The 19,067-nt window shown below is 61.2% G+C and carries 15 protein-coding genes and 4 pseudogenes; 7 read left to right on the forward strand and 12 right to left on the reverse strand.

Translation table 11 applies throughout. The annotated features are described in order from the left end of the window. Position 1 precedes the first annotated feature (1 nt). Positions 2-2,617, forward strand: coding sequence for a GAP1-N1 domain-containing protein (locus NKH89_RS23830; RefSeq protein ID WP_352910193.1), 2,616 nt, complete (start codon positions 2-4; stop codon positions 2,615-2,617). Between the two features lie 129 nt (positions 2,618-2,746). On the opposite strand, the gene NKH89_RS23835 is transcribed toward NKH89_RS23830, so the two are convergent. Next, complete coding sequence (locus NKH89_RS23835) at positions 2,747-3,490, reverse strand: thermonuclease family protein (RefSeq protein ID WP_352910196.1); 744 nt, start codon at positions 3,488-3,490, stop codon at positions 2,747-2,749. After that, a complete protein-coding gene (locus tag NKH89_RS23840) occupies positions 3,375-4,241 on the reverse strand; it encodes a DUF4236 domain-containing protein (protein WP_352910198.1) in 867 nt (288 codons plus the stop codon). The genes NKH89_RS23835 and NKH89_RS23840 overlap by 116 nt, the downstream gene beginning before the upstream one ends. Before the next feature lie 348 nt (positions 4,242-4,589). On the opposite strand from NKH89_RS23840, the gene NKH89_RS23845 reads away from it, so the two are divergent. The 3 genes from NKH89_RS23845 to NKH89_RS23855 are packed head-to-tail and all read left to right on the forward strand — an operon-like array spanning position 4,590 to position 8,194. After that, entirely contained in the window at positions 4,590-5,267 is a 678-nt protein-coding gene (locus NKH89_RS23845; protein WP_352910201.1) for a vWA domain-containing protein, read from the forward strand. 3 nt (positions 5,268-5,270) lie between these two features. Then, a complete protein-coding gene (locus NKH89_RS23850) occupies positions 5,271-6,014 on the forward strand; it encodes a PP2C family serine/threonine-protein phosphatase (protein ID WP_352910204.1) in 744 nt (247 codons plus the stop codon). Further along, positions 6,011-8,194 carry a helix-hairpin-helix domain-containing protein gene (locus NKH89_RS23855; protein ID WP_352910206.1) on the forward strand — a complete coding sequence of 728 codons (2,184 nt, stop codon included), beginning with the start codon at positions 6,011-6,013 and terminating at the stop codon, positions 8,192-8,194. Before NKH89_RS23850 ends, NKH89_RS23855 begins: the two co-directional genes overlap by 4 nt. 639 nt (positions 8,195-8,833) lie before the next feature. Here NKH89_RS23855 and NKH89_RS23860 read toward each other — a convergent pair. The 6 genes and pseudogenes from NKH89_RS23860 to NKH89_RS23885 form a co-directional block, all read right to left on the reverse strand. Beyond that, positions 8,834-9,838 (reverse strand): annotated as a pseudogene (locus tag NKH89_RS23860) (IS91 family transposase); the annotation flags it as partial. Positions 9,839-10,128: 290 nt separating this feature from the next. Beyond that, a pseudogene (locus tag NKH89_RS23865) lies at positions 10,129-10,689 on the reverse strand (tyrosine-type recombinase/integrase); the annotation flags it as partial. Between the two features lie 27 nt (positions 10,690-10,716). Beyond that, a complete protein-coding gene (locus NKH89_RS23870) occupies positions 10,717-10,872 on the reverse strand; it encodes a hypothetical protein (RefSeq protein WP_352910208.1) in 156 nt (51 codons plus the stop codon). After that, entirely contained in the window at positions 10,869-11,003 is a 135-nt protein-coding gene (locus NKH89_RS23875; protein ID WP_352910211.1) for a hypothetical protein, read from the reverse strand. Before NKH89_RS23875 ends, NKH89_RS23870 begins: the two co-directional genes overlap by 4 nt. Before the next feature lie 174 nt (positions 11,004-11,177). Continuing rightward, complete coding sequence (locus NKH89_RS23880; RefSeq protein WP_023801991.1) at positions 11,178-11,573, reverse strand: XRE family transcriptional regulator; 396 nt, start codon at positions 11,571-11,573, stop codon at positions 11,178-11,180. Next, a complete protein-coding gene (locus tag NKH89_RS23885) occupies positions 11,557-11,778 on the reverse strand; it encodes a type II toxin-antitoxin system RelE/ParE family toxin (RefSeq protein WP_352910213.1) in 222 nt (73 codons plus the stop codon). Before NKH89_RS23885 ends, NKH89_RS23880 begins: the two co-directional genes overlap by 17 nt. Positions 11,779-12,163: 385 nt before the next feature. On the opposite strand from NKH89_RS23885, the gene NKH89_RS35860 reads away from it, so the two are divergent. Then, entirely contained in the window at positions 12,164-12,310 is a 147-nt protein-coding gene (locus NKH89_RS35860; protein ID WP_023801988.1) for a hypothetical protein, read from the forward strand. 83 nt (positions 12,311-12,393) lie between these two features. On the opposite strand, the gene NKH89_RS23895 is transcribed toward NKH89_RS35860, so the two are convergent. The 3 genes from NKH89_RS23895 to NKH89_RS23905 form a co-directional block, all read right to left on the reverse strand. Further along, positions 12,394-13,611, reverse strand: a complete 1,218-nt coding sequence (locus NKH89_RS23895) for an MFS transporter (RefSeq protein ID WP_352910215.1) — start codon at positions 13,609-13,611, stop codon at positions 12,394-12,396. Positions 13,612-13,669: 58 nt separating this feature from the next. Continuing rightward, the gene (gene rpoN / locus NKH89_RS23900; RefSeq protein WP_352910217.1) at positions 13,670-15,106 is read right to left on the reverse strand and encodes an RNA polymerase factor sigma-54; all 1,437 of its coding nucleotides are present in this window, start codon (positions 15,104-15,106) and stop codon (positions 13,670-13,672) included. A gap of 68 nt (positions 15,107-15,174) precedes the next feature. Next, positions 15,175-15,708, reverse strand: a complete 534-nt coding sequence (locus NKH89_RS23905; RefSeq protein WP_352466644.1) for a peroxiredoxin — start codon at positions 15,706-15,708, stop codon at positions 15,175-15,177. 1,587 nt (positions 15,709-17,295) lie between these two features. Here NKH89_RS23905 and NKH89_RS23910 point away from each other — a divergent pair. Continuing rightward, positions 17,296-17,571: pseudogene (locus tag NKH89_RS23910) on the forward strand (DUF4158 domain-containing protein); the annotation flags it as partial. 11 nt (positions 17,572-17,582) lie between these two features. Here the strand turns inward: NKH89_RS23910 and NKH89_RS23915 are convergent. Then, positions 17,583-18,194 carry a hypothetical protein gene (locus NKH89_RS23915; RefSeq protein ID WP_352910308.1) on the reverse strand — a complete coding sequence of 204 codons (612 nt, stop codon included), beginning with the start codon at positions 18,192-18,194 and terminating at the stop codon, positions 17,583-17,585. 70 nt (positions 18,195-18,264) lie between these two features. Between NKH89_RS23915 and NKH89_RS23920 the strand changes: the two are divergent. Beyond that, positions 18,265-18,746: pseudogene (locus tag NKH89_RS23920) on the forward strand (recombinase family protein); the annotation flags it as partial. Positions 18,747-19,067: the final 321 nt, after the last annotated feature.

The raw sequence follows: 19,067 nt of genomic DNA on the forward strand, positions 1-19,067 counted from the left end.
GATGATCGTCGATCAGCAGCTGCATGGATACAATCACGGGCACGAGCTGCTGTCCGGATCCATCACGCTGCCTCCGCGAGATCAGGATCTCGTCGATCGTCTGTCAGACATCGCGGGCCCAATCGCGCCCGGCGAGAAGATTCCGCCGTACATCACGTGTTATCCGCTGCCGAGTGGATCGCATTATGTGGTCGCCAGGACCTGGCACGATCGGGAGGCGCCACGGGCCGGGTGCGTCCGCACCCGTTCGCTTCTGATCCCGATGTCAGAATGGACCTCTGTTGCGGATCCGTCTGCATTGGTGGCGCTGGCCACCGCCGCCGGGCCGACCCAAAAAATGAAGAGGCTCTCGCTCGAACCGGGCCTCGCCAAGCCGTCGCCGCCCGTGGAAACAGCCGGAGCCGAAATCCTGGAAGCGCTGTTTCTTGAGCACTCGGTGTCGGTAGCCGTGTTCGGCTCCAAATCGGCCGAGCTCATCGCGCTGCGGATCCTGACCGCGATCTGGCCCTCGATGCGCCGCCGCTTCACCGTGTCGACCTTCTGCAATTCCCCCCGGACGATCTCCAAGAAGAGCTTCGACCTAGTGTTCGCCCCCGTCGAAGCGCGGTCGCGCTTCTCGGACTGGAAGGGACGACGCGTCGATGGCACTCGGACAAGCCCGTCGCGCCATCGGTGGTCCTCGAGGATCGCGGATGAGGTCTTCCGGGCACCACACCCCTCGCTTTCGGCGCTCGATGCGTTCGGCGAGATGGCGGAAGACGAGAAGGGAAGCGAGGAGGCGCTTCGTCTGTCGCTATTATGGGGTGAGCTTGCCGACAAGGTGGGATCGGAGCCGCACGCGGCGCTCGGCCTGCTCGATATCGCGAATACCAGGATGTCGCGTCGGCCCGAGCTCGTTACCGAGCTCGCGCCAGTCCTTGCAAGGGCTGCGACGACGGCGGCGTCCGCTATGGCGCCATCCGAGGCCTGGCGGTTTCTCCAAGTACTGATCGAGAAACTCGGCGAGACGCGCTGGCGCCTATCCCTGATCCGCTCTGTGAGATCCTCGACGGTGGCGCTCGCGCAGCGGCATCCGATCGAGGCAGTGGAGGCCATTCCCCATCTGCTAAAGGACGGCGGCGAATTCCTCCTCAACGGAATCGCCGCGGGCATTGCGAAGGCAGACGCGTTCGAGCGCGTAGCGAGTAGCCTGAGTGGTCTCTCGGGAGATGCCCTGCTTGGGACGGTGCTGGCGGCGCCGGAACTGACCGTCCGGCTATTGGAAGGTGACTACGGTGTCGAGCCGTCACTGGTAGCGAGCATCGCCAGTGCCAACGGGGACGAGATTGCGGAGGCACGCAAACTCATCTTGCCGCAGCTCGTTGACGACCGACACGCAGGGGTTCTCGGCGCGCTGCTGGCGAACGCCGGCGCACCGACGATCCTGATCGAGGCGGAGCGGCTGAGAAACGCCAACGACCTTACGGCCGTCGCTTTGAACGGCGTGCTCGTGGATGCTGCGCAGCGAGAAGGCGGAGTCGCCGCCTTGCGGGACGTGGCCGCGAAGGCACGCCAGTCGCAGGCCTCGAACGCGATGCTGCGCCAGCTCCTCAGGTCGAGCGTCGCGGACGTTCGCTGGATACTCGACGCGATTGAGAAGGCAGATGCACGTCGCCCAATGTTGCTCGCGGACGTGCTCACAAGCGCATCGAACGAGCAGCTGCGCTCCATCTTCGGACAACCGGGCATGCTTGCGGACGTGCTTGTGCTGGTCGGGGAACTACCCTCTGCGACCGAAGTATTGGCCCGCATCGTCGAGAATGTCCGGCTGCAGCCTGCGGATCACATTGGGCTCGTTATGCGGATTCTACCTCGCATCAACGGCCCGAGAGCGGCGTCGATCGCCGTTTCTGGACTGGAGGCTGTGCTTCCCAAGGACTTCGGGGCCGAGCGAGAAAGTATAGTCTCGACCCTGCTCGACCACGCCGGAGCGCAGCTTGACGGCGTGCGCGTTCTGAGGGTTGGCGCGGGCCAAGGCGTGCCGGCTGGCTTGGCGAGCAGCAACCTGACGCTGTTCGACAGGTCACCTCCATCGGTGCGTGCCAAGTTACTCGAGAACCCGATCGCGCTGGCCGACACGGTGGTCAGTAGGAGGACGCTCGACCTGTCCTATCAGGGGGGGGAGGCTGTTGGCCGCCTGCTATGGGATTCCGATCCAGTCAATCACCGCGGTTTCCTCCTGGCGTCGTCGAAACTGCTGTCTTTCGCGACCAACGTGAAGGCGGAGGCTGCGTCTCCCATCATCGCCGCCGCATTCCCCTCCGTGTATCGCGAACTCCAGAGGGAAAGCCTTCCAGATTTCCTCTCCTACGTGTTCCCGTTTGTGGATTGGGACCGCTGCAAGGTCGCGCGGCGCGAGCTCGCGCGGTCGTTCCTGAACTCGAACTGGCGGCCAAGGGACATCGCGCTGGCGGCGGCGCGTGCCGGCGATGCTGGTCGGATCATCAGGAGCATTGCGAAGCGAGACAACGGATCTCGGGCCATCAACTCGATCGAGCGCGAAGCGGACTCGCTTCCGGATCCCTGGAAGCATCAGGTGAAGAAGGCAATCAAGGACCTCCGGAACGATCCGCCGTAGCACAAAGCTGCCGTTCGACGTGTGAGTGACAGGCTTAGCAGCAGTCGACAGATTGAACGGCAACTTTACGCCATCCCCTGTCCGAAAAGCAGCCAGTCCGCTGTCACGTGAGCCGAACGGCGGCTTTAACTAGTCCCTCGGCAATAACCGGACGGACAGCAAACGGCCCCAAAATCGGACATGGATGGCGCGAACGGCTTCCCACCTAGACGTTGACAGAACCAGCAACGCTGAAAAAGCGGACATCGACCTGCAGTGGCTCAGACTATACCATAGTCCAAGCACGTTGGAGCTATAGTCACCTTTTCGACCGACGCCAACCAACTCGTCCTCTGAACAGAATATCCGCTCGCCCTTGGCTGGGCTGATCACTGTCTCGTCATAGAAACGCTGGCCGGGGGAGTGGTAGATGCGAACGCCCTTGTTGCTGATGTTGCCCTTGATGTCGCATGAGCCGGAGAGCAGTCGAACTGGACTCGTGGTTTCAGGCTTAGGCGCCGCCTGCTGCGCGGCACGCCATTCCCACGCCGGTTGAAACTCGCCTTGCCAGATGCCTCGCTTCGCCAGCCGAGCTTCGTCCTGATAGCTCGCGTAGGCGCCGCCCGAATGGAGCGGCCAATCCATCGCGTGGCCGGCGCTGACCAGCCATGTTGCCACCGCCGCGCCGTCGGAGCGATAGCAGTCACCGACGAAGCGGCCATAGCGATCCCACTCTACGAATGTGCAAGTCACGGGCCGGGACTTCGCCAGCCAGGCATCAAGCGCTTTCGCGGCTGACTGACCGCAGCGATAGTTTTTTCCCTTCGAATTCCGGCAGAACTGAGCACTCTCCGGCGCATCGACGCCATTTAAACGCACTCTTGTGAGCAACATCAATCGTGTCTCCGTCAATGATGGTAGCGCGGCCTGAGATTGTGTTGTTGTCAGAAGTTGGCAGTGCGCCTGAGGCCTGCGGTGCTATCGGCGACGAAGTTGCCGCTGGTTCAGGACGAGGCTCCGCGAGATAATCGCCTAGAATCCAGCCCGAATAGTTCCCGTATGAAACGTAATGCCAAGGCCCTTCGCGCTTTGACGACAATACCGCGGATCCAACTGGAACGGTGAGCGCAATCGGCGAATCCGCCGATGGGGATGTCCGTAGGCGAACATTTGCGGTGCTATAAAATGTCTTTTGAACGGAAGAGGCGGGCCCGGCATAAGCGCCTGTAGCTTGGGAGGTTCGAGCGTCCGCGTCTCCTGTCGTGGACTTTAGGTCTGACTGTACAGACCCGTTCGTCGGGGAGCGCTCATTGGTAATCTTGGTTTCGTTGGACGGCGCGCTGCACCAAACCAGTCCTGCGCCAACGGAAAGTAGCAGAAGCGCGATCGGGCCTTTCGAAGACGACTTGGTTTGAGAAGTACCTAGTTGCGATGGCGCGCTAGGCACTGACTGGCGCTTCGAAGAAACACCCTTCGAATAAGAAAGACCGGTCCCGGGAATAGTCGCACTAAGGCGCTTTTTGCCTGTTGTGCTAACTGTATACCCAACTCCTTTTGGTCCAACCCGCACGCTGGCACTTTTCGCGCTGAGATTTATCCGGACTCCCGGCGCGATCTTTATAGATTTACGAAATCGGAATGCCATCCCCCAGGCGCCTCCCCAAGAACATGATGTGGCGAAAGCGATGATGAGTCGAGTCGGTTGGCGAATACTGTAAGGACTATGCTCAAATCGACGCGCCTACAACACAGGCGCCCGGCGTGTCGGTGCCGCCCGAGAGGTATTGGACGCGGCAAGAAGGCCTTGATCAGAACACACCAACAACGTCTGGTTACCATTGTACCGCTAAGAGCCGCCAGTCCGGTCTCGGTCCCGCGGCTGTCGGTCAGCAATGCGCCTCATCACGGTCATTCCGGGTATCGTCAACAATGAACGCTTGACCCCTTGCGACTATAGATTGAATAATATCGTTGCGGCATCTATGGGGCAAACATGAGCGAGTTTGAGCAAACGCCATTCGGCGGGGCGGATCTGATCGAAAACACGGAGCCGCGCTGTCCCTGTATTCTGTTGCTCGACAATTCCGGTTCCATGGCCGGAGAGCCGCTGCGTCAGCTGAACGAGGGCATCACCGCCTTCAAACAGGCTCTCGCGGAAGACAGCCTCGCCGCCAAGCGCGTCGAGATCGCCATCGTCACCTTCGGTCCCGTGCAGACTGTGACCGAGTTCGTAACAGTAGACGGCTTCTATCCGCCCCATCTCGAGCCAGCCGGGGCTACGCCTCTGGGCGAGGCCGTCACGCACGGCCTCCAGATGCTTCGCGACCGTAAGGCCGCCTACAAGGCGCACGGAACGCCGTACTACCGCCCTTGGGTCTTCCTGATCACCGACGGCGCGCCTACCGATTCCTGGAACGCCGCTGCCCAGGCCGTTCGCCAGGGCGAGAACAGGAAGGAATTCATGTTCTATTGCGTGGGCGTGGAAGGAGCGGACATGGGAGTTCTTGGGCAGATCGCTACCCGGATTCCACTGAAGCTCAAGGGCCTCGCTTTCGCCGAGTTCTTCCGGTGGCTTTCGGCTTCGCTTTCCTCGGTTTCACAGTCGAAGCCGGGAGACCAGGTTCCCCTGCAGAATCCGACCGCGCCGGACGGCTGGGCAGTCGCTGGCTGATCCGTGTCCAAGTGGAAATGGATCGCGGCTTCCCGCAAGGGCACCTCGCACGAGCGCTCGGGTTCGCATCGCCAGGATGCCTACCGTTGCGTTGAAGCCCGGTACGGCAGACTGATCGCCACGGTTTCGGACGGCGCAGGGAGCGCCTCCCACGGGCGATACGGAGCAGTCATGACGTGCCGCCTTCTTACCGCGAAGGCCCGCGACCACGGCAGGGTTCCCGATCGCGACCTGTTCGAGGAATGGATCGACGACGTTAGGGACTCAATCTCGGCAACAGCCGTCCGTCACGATCTAACTATGCGCGATTTCGCATGCACCATGCTGTTCGCGATGACCGCTTCTCGCGGGATGTTCGTCGCCCATGTCGGAGACGGCGCGATCGTCAAGCAGTCAGATACAGACGGCCCGTGGGAGTGCGTTTCGTGGCCGGAATCCGGCGAGTACGCTTCGACGACGTTTTTCGTTACCGACAACGGCGGAGCGCGGTTGCGCACGTCGACGCTGGACGATCCTCCTCACGCCGTCGCCTTGTTCTCGGACGGCATCGAGCGGCTGGTGCTTGACTTCGCGAACCGGACCGCACCGTCGAGCTTCTTCGACACGATGGCAGGCTCCATGAACAAGGCCGAGACGGCCGGAATGCAGCGTCAGCTGTCCCAGCAACTGCATACGTACCTTGGATCGCCGAAAATCGACGAACGGACGGATGACGACAAGACGCTGGTCGTCGCCATACAAATATGAACGCCCCTCTGATCCACATCGGCGGCAGGCCAGTCGCGCTGGGCAAGCGCATTGGAAAGGGCGGCGAAGGCGAGGTCTATCTTATTGCTTCCGACCCGGCGAAGGCTATCAAGGTCTATTTCAAGCCTGACCGCCCGCGCTTCGAGAAAGTCGAAGCCATCGTCCGGGGCCAGCTTGCTTCCCGCACGAAGCTGGTGTCGTTCCCAATAGAAGTCGCGACGGACGCGAGAGGCAATTTCGTCGGCTTCACGATGAGTGTTGTCGGAAGCTCGAAGCCTCTCCACGAACTGTATTCGCCCAAGGCCCGCAAGCACAACTTTCCGCAAGCGGACTATCGTTTCCTCGTCCACACTGCCCGGAACCTTGCGACGGCCGTGGCGGCCGTCCACGACGCGGGTTGCATCATCGGTGACATTAACCACTCAGGGTTTCTGATTTCGGACCGCGCGCTCGTCGCGATCATCGACGCGGACAGCTTCCAGGTGAATCGGGACGGCCGCAGTCATCTGTGCCGGGTAGGTGTTCCAGAATACACCGCGCCCGAGCTGCAGGGACACTCGCTCGACGGGATAGTGCGCACCGGAAACCACGACGCTTTCGGCTTGGCTGTCGCGATCTTCCAGCTGCTATTTCTCGGCAAACATCCGTTCGCCGGCCAATACTCGGGTTCCGACGAAATGCCGCTGGAGCGCGCGATCTCCGAGGGTCGCTACGCTTACTCGAGGCGTCGCAACACTGGCATGGCGCCGCCGCCGCACGGCCCCCGGCCGACGATGCTGCCAGACGCGGTCGCGGTCGCGTTCGAGCAGGCATTCACCAATGATCCGAGCCTGAGAAGGCCAACGGCGCAGGAGTGGGTCGCGCATCTGAACACCGTGGAAGCCTCTCTGGTCCAGTGCGCCTCCCACAAGGAGCACTACTTCCCGCGGGCGGCCGGAAGTTGCCCCTGGTGCGCGGTGGACAACCAGTTCGGCACCGTCCTGTTTCCGCCGAACTACGCCGCCCGCACCGCCTCCATCATCAACTTCGACATCGACCGTGTGTGGGCGGAGATCGAAGCCGTCGCGCTCCCCGATCCGAAGAAAGTCATCCCTCACCTGCCCGCCATATCGGCCACGGCGAGTCAAGCAGCCAAAGACGCGGCGATGGGACGCCGCACAAAGCAGAGCCTCGGCATTCTCGCATTCGGAGCAGCGGCGTTTCTGCTCTTCTACATGCCTGCGGTTTTCTATATCTCCATCGCGCTGGCCGTTTTCAGCTTCAACAGGTTCAGCGCATCGCCTGCCGAACAGAATCAAATCAAACAGTCACTGGATCGAGCCAGGGTCGCCTTCGAGGCGGAACTCAAGACGTTCCACCAGAATGCAGGGTCAACGGAACCGGCAAGCCTGAAGGCCGAACTGACGACGGCCAGGGAGGAATACCGGGAACTTCCGCAGCTGCAAGTGAGATGGCATGGCGAGTACCAGGCGAACCGAAAGCAGATGCAGCTTGCCGACTACCTGGATCGCTTCCGGGTGGACAAGGACAAGATCACTTCAATTAACCGTGGCCTCGCGCAGACCCTGGTCGCATACGGATACGAGACGGCCGAGGACATAGACCAGAATGTAACCCGCGTCCCGGGTATCGGCGAAGTCCGTCGGCAGCATCTCCTCAACTGGAAGGCCGCGCACGAAACCCGGTTCGTATTCAATCCGAATCCCACGCCTTCCGATCAGGTCGAGAAGCAGAAAATCGACATGAAGGTTGCGCAAATGCGCGGCGACTTGCAGAAGCGCCTCGCAACCGGAGCGGACCAGCTGCGGGATGCGGTTCGACGGATCGAAACTGCTGTCAGGCGACCACACGAAACCCTAGCAGAGGCGCATCGGCATTACGAAGCGAGCGCGGCCGATGCGAAATATGTGGGTCTGTCTGTCCTCCCAGTGAGTCTTTCGACTCCGGACATGGTTGCTGCCACCTCTCGTCTGCAATCGTCCTTCTCTGCGACGGCGGTCTCGCCACCGACGCTGCAATCTCGAAACAGGGCATTTTCACCAAAGGTCGGACAGGTTCTCTGCCCGAAGTGCGGAGCCGTCATGCGGCGGCGAATTGCCAGTCGGGGTAGATACGCGGGCAAGCCATTCTGGGGGTGTCCACGGTACCCCGTCTGCGACGGCATCGTGAAGATACCCTGACCCGCGTGAAATCTCCGGGAGTTAGGTGCAGCCCATTTCCGTCTCAGAACCGAGGCGGCTTGGGAGTGCATTCGGCTACCCGGTGGCGGTTACCGCCGTGACCACTTGCGAGCGCTTGCTCAACGCATCGAGGTCGCAGACAACGAGGTTCGCATCAGGAGATCGCGGGTGGGATTGCTGCAAAGCTCGCCGCGCCGAGCGCAGATTCGACGAAAACTGGCGTTCGCAGTTCTGTACCTGAAGTGACTCGCCATGAGATCAGAACTATTGTCGAGTCTTACTGGTTCGCATGCGACGACTGCTTTCTCGAGCTTGCCTTCCAAAACGGACAGTCCCCTTCCGTGAAGAGTTTCGGGCGCCGGCAGGCGTACGAAAGTCCCCGAGGAAGGAACCCGCGGGCCACGGGCGATGGCTATGGAGATTTCGATTTTCGGCTGGTGTCGGGGATGGTGCGACCGCCGTCGAGAAGCGCCGGGATTGATGCGAATGGACCGCCCCGTCTTCCGGCCGAGCGATATCGCCGGCTCGCCTTGCGGCCTGACACGGCCCCGTCGGCACCGATGATCACCATGCACGCGCGTGGGTTCGTTGCCGGAGGCTGAGTGCCTGCGGCTGAAGGCTGGACCATGCCATGCCGGGTCATGGCGTGCTGCTCCCGGTTGATGGGGAATCATGTGGCGGTCCGCGCGGCTGCCTCCACCGTTCGAACACCTCGATGACGATCATGCGTCCGCCGCAGCATGGGCATGGCGGGCGGAAGTTGTCCGGTTCGGCCGATGGATCGTTCGTGGCGGGAGGCGCGGCCGTGAGCAGTTCGCGGGCGAGCGCGAGGCTCGTCTTGCGGGAACTGCTGGCAAGTAGCCCATAGTGCCGGATGCGATGGAAGCCGCGCGGCAGGACGTGGAGTAGGAACCGACGGATGAACTCGTCGGCGGTGAGCGTCATGACCTGCTGCCGGTCGGCGCCAGGGCGGCGATAGTCCTTGTAGCGGAAGGTGACGTCGCTCTTGTCGAAACGGATGATGCGTCGGTTGGAGATGGCGACCCGGTGCGTGTAGCGCGACAGACAGGCGAGCACCGCTTCAGGTCCGGCGAAGGGCGGCTTGGCATAGACCACCCAGCGCTTGCTCCGAACAGGATCGAGATGACGCAGGAAGGCGCGTCGGTCGGCCAGGTGGGCCATCGATCCGACGAAGGCGAGCCGGCCGGCGTCGTGAAGCGCGATCAGCCGGGTCAGGAACAGGCGGCGGAAAAGCTTGCCGAGCACGCGCACCGGAAGGAGGAAGGCCGGGCGCGACGATACCCAGCGCTTCCCGTCGAGCGCGATGCCGCCGCCCGGCACGATCATGTGCACGTGCGGATGGTGGGTCATCGCGGAGCCCCAGGTGTGGAGGACGGCGGTGATGCCGATACGGGCGCCGAGATGCTTCGGATCGGCGGCGATGGTCAGCATCGTCTCCGATGCCGCACGCAACAGCAGGTCATAGATGGTCGCCTTGTTGTGGAAGGCGATGTCGGCGACCTCGGCCGGCAGCGTGAACACGACATGGAAGTAGCCGACCGGCAGCAGGTCGGCTTCCCGCTCGGCGAGCCATGTCCGCGCCGCCGCGCCCTGGCACTTCGGGCAATGCCGGTTGCTGTAGCTAATGGGCGACGCCCATTACCTGCCTTATGGGCAAATCCAGTAATGAGAGCTGGCAGCGACTTGATCGCGCTCTTGTGTGTGCCGCCGCCAACCCGACTCACCATTACGAAGGGGCGCGATGAGCCTGTCGGACGGCTGGAACGCGCCGCGCCGCAGATGTGGTGGAACGATCGATTCCATGGCGTCGAGCTTTTCTGTCGGATCGCCACGCGTGGAGATTTCAGTGGTCGCAGAGTGGCGTGCCCCAACCACAGCGACACCTTACGGATGTCCTGCGTTGCTTGCAGGATGATCATCGCGCATGTGTGCCTGAGCACGTGGGGCGATATGCGTTTCTTGTCGAGGCCAGGATGCGCTCGAGCGGCGGTCGCTGCATGCTGTTTGAGGAGATACGCGAAGCCCCATCGGCTCAGCGGCTCTCCCCGGGCGTTGACGAACACCTCGGGTGCTGCGACCCGCCCGCGAACGGCGAGCCAGGCGCGCAGGGCTGCGGCCGTGGTCTTCCACAAGGGAAGCGTCCGTTCCCGCCGCCCCTTGCCCAGGACACGAATGCTCATGGACGACAGGTCGATGTCCTCGAGCTTCAACCCCGTTAGCTCGGACACGCGCAGACCCGCACAAACCGCCAGATGCAGCATGGCCCGGTCGCGGATGCCATCGCGCGTGCCGGGATCCGGGGCATCGAGCACCGCTTGCAGCTCCTCCCGCAGAAGATAGGGGACCAGACGCCGATCCGTCTTCTTGAATGGGATCGCCAGGACACGGCGGATATGCTCCAGGGCTGCCGGCTGCCTGTATTCGAGGAAGCGGAAGAAGGACTTGATGGCCGCCAGCCGGACATTGCGCGTCACCGAGGCCGGCGTCGAGTTGCTCCAGCATCAGCGCCGATGGCGAGACTTCAGCCTCTTTGCAGCGAACATGAAGAGCAACTGGAAGCTCAGGGCATAGGAGTCGCGCGTATGCCGACTGACGCCCCGCTGGCGGGCGAGTGTCTCATCGAGGAACGCTTCGATGAGGGGAGCAATCGGCGTCATGATTGCCTCCCTTCGGTGAGGAACCCTTCACCGGCCGCGGCGACGTCGCGCATGAGGTCGGCGGTGGCCTCCAGGTACCAGTAGGTCGCATAGATGTTGACGTGACCCATGTAGGTCGCAAGCGCCGCCATATGTGCGCCGCTTCGACTTCGGTCCGCCGGACTGCCTTGCAGCGCGCGCACCGCAAATGTGTGCCGCAGATCGTGCAGGCGCGGGCGGCGCTTCGCCGACGTTGCTCATACCTACTCCTTGCATCGACGAGACCATCTCCCCCATCGGTAGTCTTTAGCCGAAACAGAGTGAGGTCAGCCGGCGCGTGCGGCCTTTGTGCGATTACGTCCACCTGCCGCTCTTTTAACGCTACGCACGGAGACGGCTTTGGGAGCCACGACGTCGCCGAGCCGCTCTATACGGAGGGGCGCGCGCGAGGGAAGGCGAACGACGAGTTCGAGTTGCCCCCCGATCGCCTCGACGTAGCTTTTAAGAGTAGACAAGTACATGTCGGCTTGTTTCTCAATCTTCGAGACCGAAGGCTGCTTGATCTTGAGGACCGAAGCGATTTCGGCCTGGGCCTTTCCAGCGGCACGCCGCAAATCGCCGAGACTCTCGACTTCTCCCCTTAACTCTTCGAAACGCGCGTCGACCCGCTCCCGACGATCCTCGGGGAGCGCAGCGATTAGGTCGTCAAGCTTGCGTCCCATCACTTCTTCTCCTTCTTCGCCGCCGCCAAACGGTCGAGATGCCCTTGATAGCGCTTGCCGCCTTGGCGATCAGACTTTTATAGAAGCGCTTCTCACTCACGCCCGACTTATCGCCGGCGACGAGCAGGATCGCCTTCCGCTTCCGGTCGAATGCGAACGCAACCCGCCAGACACCATCATCAGCGTCGAAGCGAAGTTCTTTCATGTTCGCGAACGACGAGTCATTCAAGGTATCCGCATGCGGTCGCCCCAGCTGGGGCCCCGAACACACCGAGCAGCTTAGCCGAGGCCAATAGCTCATCTTGGACTGTCTGGGGCAACGCCTCGAACTCCCCATCGAACTCATCGCCAAAAACGACTTCCCAAGTCATATATAGCTCCTAGGCTATGTGGTCAACATCATCAAGCTGCCGAACGATAGTCTGCGGCCGAAACAAGGTAGCGCGGTCGACGATAATCCGGCCGCCGTTGACACGACTGGCAATTCGCGACCTGTCTGCGCTATCGAGCGGCATCGTCACCGGCGTTCTGACGGGCATGGCCGGCGCGTAGCTGTCGCTTGCCCAGAATCCCCGCTTGTCGTGAAGGATATGACCGCCAGCAAGGGTTCCATCGCGCCGGCAGCGCTCACCGTCGCCAAATGGAAACCGGTGCCGGCGAGGTTCGCGTGTCTGGCGGCGAAGGTCGCGTGGCCCGGAGGTGAAGCCGGCGAGGCGCTTGCGCTGGTCCATGCGTAATCGTGCGGAGGACCGCGCCGCGCCGCGCCGTGCATCGCATCTCTCGTCCCGCTGCGCTGCTGAGGCCACTTCTGTCAGGCGGTCTAGGTTTCGCGCTTCGGGCCGAGCAGGAACACTGTCAGGGCGGCGGCGAACGTGGCAACAGCACTGTAGGCAATGGCACTGGTAATCCCGGCATTGTCCACCAATACTCCGCCGAAAATCGCGCCGGCTGCGATTGCCACTTGGAATGCTACGACCATCAGCACACCGGCGCTTTCGGCCTGCTCGGGAACGGCCCGCCGCACCATCCACGTCTGTAATCCCACCGGCACCGCGCCGAAGGCAAAGCCCCACGCTGCAACCGCAATCGCCGAGGCGAAGGCCGATGCTCCCGTCGTCAGCAGCGAAACAGCGGCTATCGCTATGAGCAGCGGTGCAAGGGCCGCGACTGCCTTGAGACTGTACTCGGCTAGAAGCCCGCCGGCCAAATTGCCGAAGAATCCGCCGATGCCAAAAGCAAGCAACACAAGCGAGATCGTCTCGACGTCAAGCGCGGGAATCTTCTCGAGGAAGGCGCGGATATAAGTGATTCCGGCGAAGTGGCCGGAAGCGACCAGCAGGACGACCACAAGCGCGACCTTGACCATCGGAATCTTAGCCACATCCAACAGGCTGCGGAAGCTAGCCACTCCAATCGGAGGCAGTCTCGGAATGGTTATGAGTTGCACCAGCAGTGTAGCCGCGCCGCCGACTGCGGCGAGCATGAAGGCGCTTCGCCATCCCCAGATATCGCCGACATAAGCGCCGATTGGAGCTGCGCAAACGGTAGCCACGGAAACGCCGGTGAGGATGATCGACATAGCGCGCGGCAGGAGGTGGCTTGGAACGAGCCGCATTGCCAGTGCTGCCGACATCGACCAGAAGCCTCCGAGCGCTATGCCGAGCACGACGCGTGCAGTCAGGAGAACCGCCAGCGACCACGCGCCGGCCGCCAGAACGTCCGACAGGATCAGCAGCAGCGTCATCGCCCACATGACGATCCTGCGGTCCAGGCGCTTTGTGATGATGGCCACCGTCGGCGCCGAGATCGCCCCGACGATAGCGGTCGCCGTCATCGCCTGTCCAGCCGCTCCCTCGGTGATACCGAGATCATGCGCGAGGGGCGTGAGCAGGCTAACAGGCAGAAACTCTGCCGTCACCAGCCCGAACGTGCCCAAGGAAAGCGAAATGACCGCACCCCATGCGGGACCAGACGGTTGGACGGGCTTTTCTGAGTCGTGCAGAACAGCGTCCACGACGCCTGCCGCGGATTGGGTCATGAACGAAGTCTCCACTTTGGATGCAATGCAACATGAAGTTGGCTGCCTTGACCCAAATTTAAAAACACAAGCGCATTTCCCGGCGGCGTTGCACGGAGGAGGGGATGTTCATTGCCTCGCGATATTTCGTGACGGTGCGGCGCGCAACATGGATGCCGGTTTCCTTCAGTCGGACAGCGATGTCCTCATCGGAAAGCACGTCGCCGGGAGATTCTGCGGCAATCATCGCTTTGATCCGATGGCGGACGGCTTCGGCGGAGTGCGCATCGCCGCCTTGGCAGGACGCGATCGCGACGGTGAAAAAATACTTCAACTCAAAGGCTCCGCGCGGGGTAAGCATGTATTTGTTCGAGGTCACCCGGCTTACCGTTGACTCGTGCACGCCGATCGCATCAGCGACGGTTCTAAGATTGAGAGGCCGCAGGTGGGCGACGCCATGTTCCAAAAAGGCATCCTGCTGACGCACGATTTCAGCCGCAACCTTAACAATGGTCTTGGCGCGCTGATCGAGGCTGCGGATTAGCCAGTTCGCATTTTGCAAGCATTCGTCGAGAAATGCTTTATCTTTCGAATTTTGGGCAGTTTGACGCGTGACTTCGGCATAGTAGGTTTGGTTGATCAGCAGCTTCGGCAGCGTGGCGGGATCAAGTTCGATCTGCCACCCGCCTTGCGGCGATGGCGTGACCCAGACGTCGGGTATGATTGATTCAGACGCACCGGATTGGAATCTGTTCCCAGGCTTGGGATCGAGCGCCCGAATCTCATGCATCATGTCGAGAAGGTCTTCTTCATCGACGCCGCAATGCTGCTTCAGCGCCTCAAAATCGCGTCGCGCAAGCATTTCAAGATTGGCAACCAAAGCTGCCATTGCCGGGTCGAGCCGGTTTCGCTGGCGCAACTGGATCTCGAGGCATTCTCTGAGATTTCGCGCAAAAACTCCCGGTGGATCAAATTGCTGCAACGTTCCGAGAACCCGTTCCACAACAGCCTCACGGACATTCAGGCTCTCGGCCAGCTCCAAAAGGTTTGCCCGAAGATAGCCAGTGTCTTCCAGATCGGCGGCAAGCTGGCCAGCAATCAGCCGCTCCTGTGGTGTGAATGCAGTGAGGGCGATCTGACGAGCGACATGGTCGTGCAATGTTTCGGCGAGGGTGGCAAACTCGTCGAGGGAAGGGCCATTGCCGGACGGGTTGTTGGTCGTGTTGCGAAGTGATTTCCATTGCCCGAGCCGTTCAGGCGAACCTGCCCCGGTCGGTCCTTCAACGGCGTTTCCGCCAGGGCCGACAGGCTGATCCGCTCCCGAAATCGAAACATCGCCAAAAGGCCCGCCATCGTTTGACGCAGATTCCAAGAGCGGGTTCTTCTCGATTTCCCGCTCCACGAACTGATGCAGTTCAGTATGCGCCAGTTGCAGCAAGCGAATCGACTCAATGAGTTGAGGCGATGCGACCATGGATTGCTTCTGGCGCTGAAGCAGGCTTGCTGAGGATTGCATGGTGAGCGCGATAATCCTGTCGAGGAGCCTCTTGGGGCGGGAAATGGCACCAGTGAGACGTTTCTAGGTCATGCGGCGGCTTTCAGCGTTTCGAGAACGTTTTGGGGGGATGAGACGCCATAGGGGTCGGCCTCGCAGTTGTCCGAGAAACCTTCCTCCTCGAACCACTGCTCCACCACGCCATTGTTGATCAGGGCGGCGTAGCGCCAGGAGCGCATCCCGAAGCCGAGATTGTCCTTTGCGACCAGCATGCCCATCTTGCGTGTGAACTCGCCTGAGCCATCGGGGATGAGCTCGACCTTCTGAAGGCCCAAGGACTTCCCCCACGCATTCATGACGAAGGCATCGTTGACGGAGACGCAGTAAATCGCGTCAATTCCCTCCTTCTCAAACTCATCATAGAGCTCTTCGAAATTGGGCAGTTGGTAGGTTGAGCAGGTCGGAGTGAAGGCGCCAGGCAGCGAGAACAGGATGACGCGCTTGCCGGCAAAGTAGTCGTCAGATGTCTTTTCTTCCCAGCGATATGGATTTGGGCCCTGGACTGACTCATCGCGAACACGCGTGAGAAAGGTGACGAAGGGAACCTTCTTTTGAACGGTCATCAACTTGCTCCTCAGGAAAAAACTGGCGCGCCGGATTCTGGCAGAGGCTGGCGCAATACCGAGCAAAGGCTCGTATGCCGGGCATGAAATGAGGCCCTCGCGGCTCGCACCCTCCTTTTTCCATCCCGATGTAGGGGAACGTCTTGGCTGCTGGTCTTCGTCACCCGAACGCCATCGATCTGAGCAAGTGGAGGCTGTCGAGCCGCTGGGGCAATCTTTCCACGGCTATGGCGCCGGAAGCGGCATCCATCGCTCGCGCTCGTGCCCGGGACAAAGTGATAGCGGGCCCGAAGTAGCCAATATCGGACGCGTGTGGAGGCCTCAAATGTGACTTCACGCAAGCGACCCGCGTTACTGAGCTGGTTCGGCGTATTGTCGATATTTGCCAGTGACCCGCCGACCTTGGCTTCGGTGGCTCTTTGATGGGGCTCTTGCTGATCAGAACCGGTAGACGGCAATTGCGCGAGCGCCATGTGTTGGCGTGCCGCCATCTGACCAGCCGTGCGCAAAGCGGCTGCCGAGGAGGGACCTCCGGAGGAGATGATGTACCGATGTTCACCGGGAACGGGCACCGTCTCCTCAGGCCAGGGTCTAGAGCTTCGCGTGTCGGGCATGGCGCAAGTCGCTTTCATCGTGTTTTGATGGGGCTCTGACCAGGAGCAGCAAGCGGCGTGCCATTTCAAATAGAGATGCTTTTGGACCGCCCCCTTTTTCCCGGAGGCCGTGTCTTAGAAGATCGGGCGCGCGCTATAACCGCCTGCTCACCACGCGCAACAACGGTGCTGTATGGTGCGGATATTCGGCGCTTCCGCCCCGGCTGGGCAAAGACGAACCGGAAGCCGAGCCGATGCACTGCCTCACACCGGCGGGCACTGCAGCGATTGCGTAGCGTGTGCCGCTAGCGTGTTCTTGCGTGCGGAGGCACGGCTATCGCGAACACGCGCCTGTCGCAGCAACCATGAGCGCGCGCTCTTCGGCAAGCGCCCTGATTCCGTGAGGATCGAATTCTCCACGCCTGTCCTATTTGCAACCCTCTTTATGTTCGAAACTGGACAAGAATGTCGCAAGCCCGACCGAAAAATCGCCGAGGCGCGACCACCGGCTAGCCAAGCGGTGGAATGCAAACGGAGCGGCAAATCCCGCACGCAAGTTGGCGTCAGGGTTTGGTTCGGGCGGTGTAAACCAGCCAGATAGAAGCGATAGCCTCAGGGGAATAGGATGTGAATTGCATCTGCTCCGGTGCCCAAGGCTCTGACGCCATTGTTCCTGTGGCACGAAACTCAACAATCTTTGCAGTGTTTATCAATCCGGCAAAGAGCGCGTCAGATTTACTGATCTTGATACGCTGCCTTTCGGCCCAGTGCGTACGTCGCTGCGAAAACGGCCAACTGCAAGAACAGATGGAGAATCTTCTGCTTCGGTGTTGAAGGGAACATACTCTCACGCAAAGATAGGCATCGGAAGGCTAACTGTGGGAGCGTGGCGTGCAGCAGAATTGAGAAGCGCGGAACTCGCCAGATGGTGTAACTCGCGCTGATCGAGACAAAGCCGTTACGGACCAGGCTTGGTTTTGCTGCGCAGATGAAGATGTACCGCTGGGCGGGAAGATTTATCGATCACGCGAGTGAGATTCCAGCGGAGCCTGTTGCTTATCTTGCCGAGCAGCTTTCCGCCGCGCTGGCCGATCTCGATCGCTACGATTGGGCCGGCCGGACCGGCCGCCGCCATCGGGAGGAGATATTAGCCTTCCTGGGCCTCCGGCGCACGACAGCGGATGATCGGGCTGCACATGTTGCTTGGCTCGAACGAGAGATTTGCCCCACGGCAATCTCCTCAGCGGCGATGGTTGAGCAGGTTTGTCTGTGGTGGCGGGATTATGGTCTCCAAAGCCCGGCTGACGGCGAGGTGAAACGATTGATCCGCTCGGTGCGGCGCGGCTTTGAAAGCGCCCTGCTAGAACGGATCGCCGCCGGGGTGCGACTGGCTTCAACACGAATGAAGGCGGATCCTGGCCGGGTTGGGCTGGAGAGCATCCTTGCCGTGGCGGAACGCTTTCCTTCATACGGTCCCTGCGGCTTCCCGCAGATCTGGTTGGCGTTGGCGGCGCCCCACTTTTGGCACAACTCTATCGTCGGATCGGCCAGGAGACGGCCCGGCAGGTGCGCCAGCGTCCAGAACCGCGCCGGCTCGGCCTCTACGCCTCTTGTTCGGCGCGAGCGGGAAATCGTCGACGCTGTTGTCGATCTTCTGATCGAGACGGTGCACAAAGATGTAACGATGGCGGAACGCAGGGTCTTAAGACGATCGCGAAGGATTTTCAGAAGGTCCACGGCAAGGAGCGAATTCTGGCGCGGATTGCTGAGGCGGGCATTGCGACACCGGATGGGGCAGTGTGTGATGTCATCTTTCCCGTGGCTGATCAGGCGGTACTTGCCGCGGTTGTCCGCGAGTACAAGGCCGGTGGTTCCTATCAGGGCCGGGTCCATGCGGTTTTCCGGTCATCCTATGGCAGCCATTACCGGCGTATGTTTCCGACGCTGTTGAGCCTTCTGGAAGCGGATCCATGAAGAAAGAGCCTCAGGCGGACGTTGGGATCGGCCCGAACTGCACCGGCTGCTCGATGACCTCGATGAGGGGGATGTCGTTGTCGTCTGGAAGCTTGACCGGCTGACGCGGTCACTCAAGGACATGCTTCTCATCCTCGAGAAGATCGAAGCTGCCGGCGCGGGGTTCCGCTCGTTGACCGAGGCAATTGACACGACGACGCCGGCGCGACGCATGATGACGCAGATGCTCGGCTCGTTCGCCGAATTTGAGCGTGCTACCGGGCGGGAACGCACGATGGCGGGTCTACAGGCAGCCCGCGAACGCGGGCGAAAGGGTGGACGCCGTCCGAAACTAACGCCCGATCAGCGCTCCGAAATCATCGGCATTTAAATGAAGGCCGTTCAGCAGCTGAAATCGCTCGTCTCTTTCGCGTTCATAGGGCCACCGTCGGGCGCATCGGGGCCGAGGTCAAAAAAATAGCCGTTCGCTGAATGTTCTTTCAGTTGGCCGTTTTCGCAGCACGTACGCACCGGGCCTATTATTGAGCTCCGTTCGTGTCCGGCTTTGAGCCGTCGTAAAATCTGCCAATCTGTTGGATTTCGCTCGACATCTGTCGGGTTTGTCACGGCCGCGACACAATACCGTTCGGCCCGGCGCTTGCCGCACTCTCATGGGAGCCCTTGAAGAATAAGCACAACATCTCTTCTGAGGCTCGATCCGCCAAATTGGCACGAGTTTTGAAACTCCCTCAGTGCACGGCGGCGGCAGCGGCCAACCGGCACGCATGCCGCGGCTCCTCGCGACCAATGGAA

Source organism: Mesorhizobium sp. M0923 (assembly GCF_040319365.1).
Taxonomy (GTDB): domain Bacteria; phylum Pseudomonadota; class Alphaproteobacteria; order Rhizobiales; family Rhizobiaceae; genus Mesorhizobium.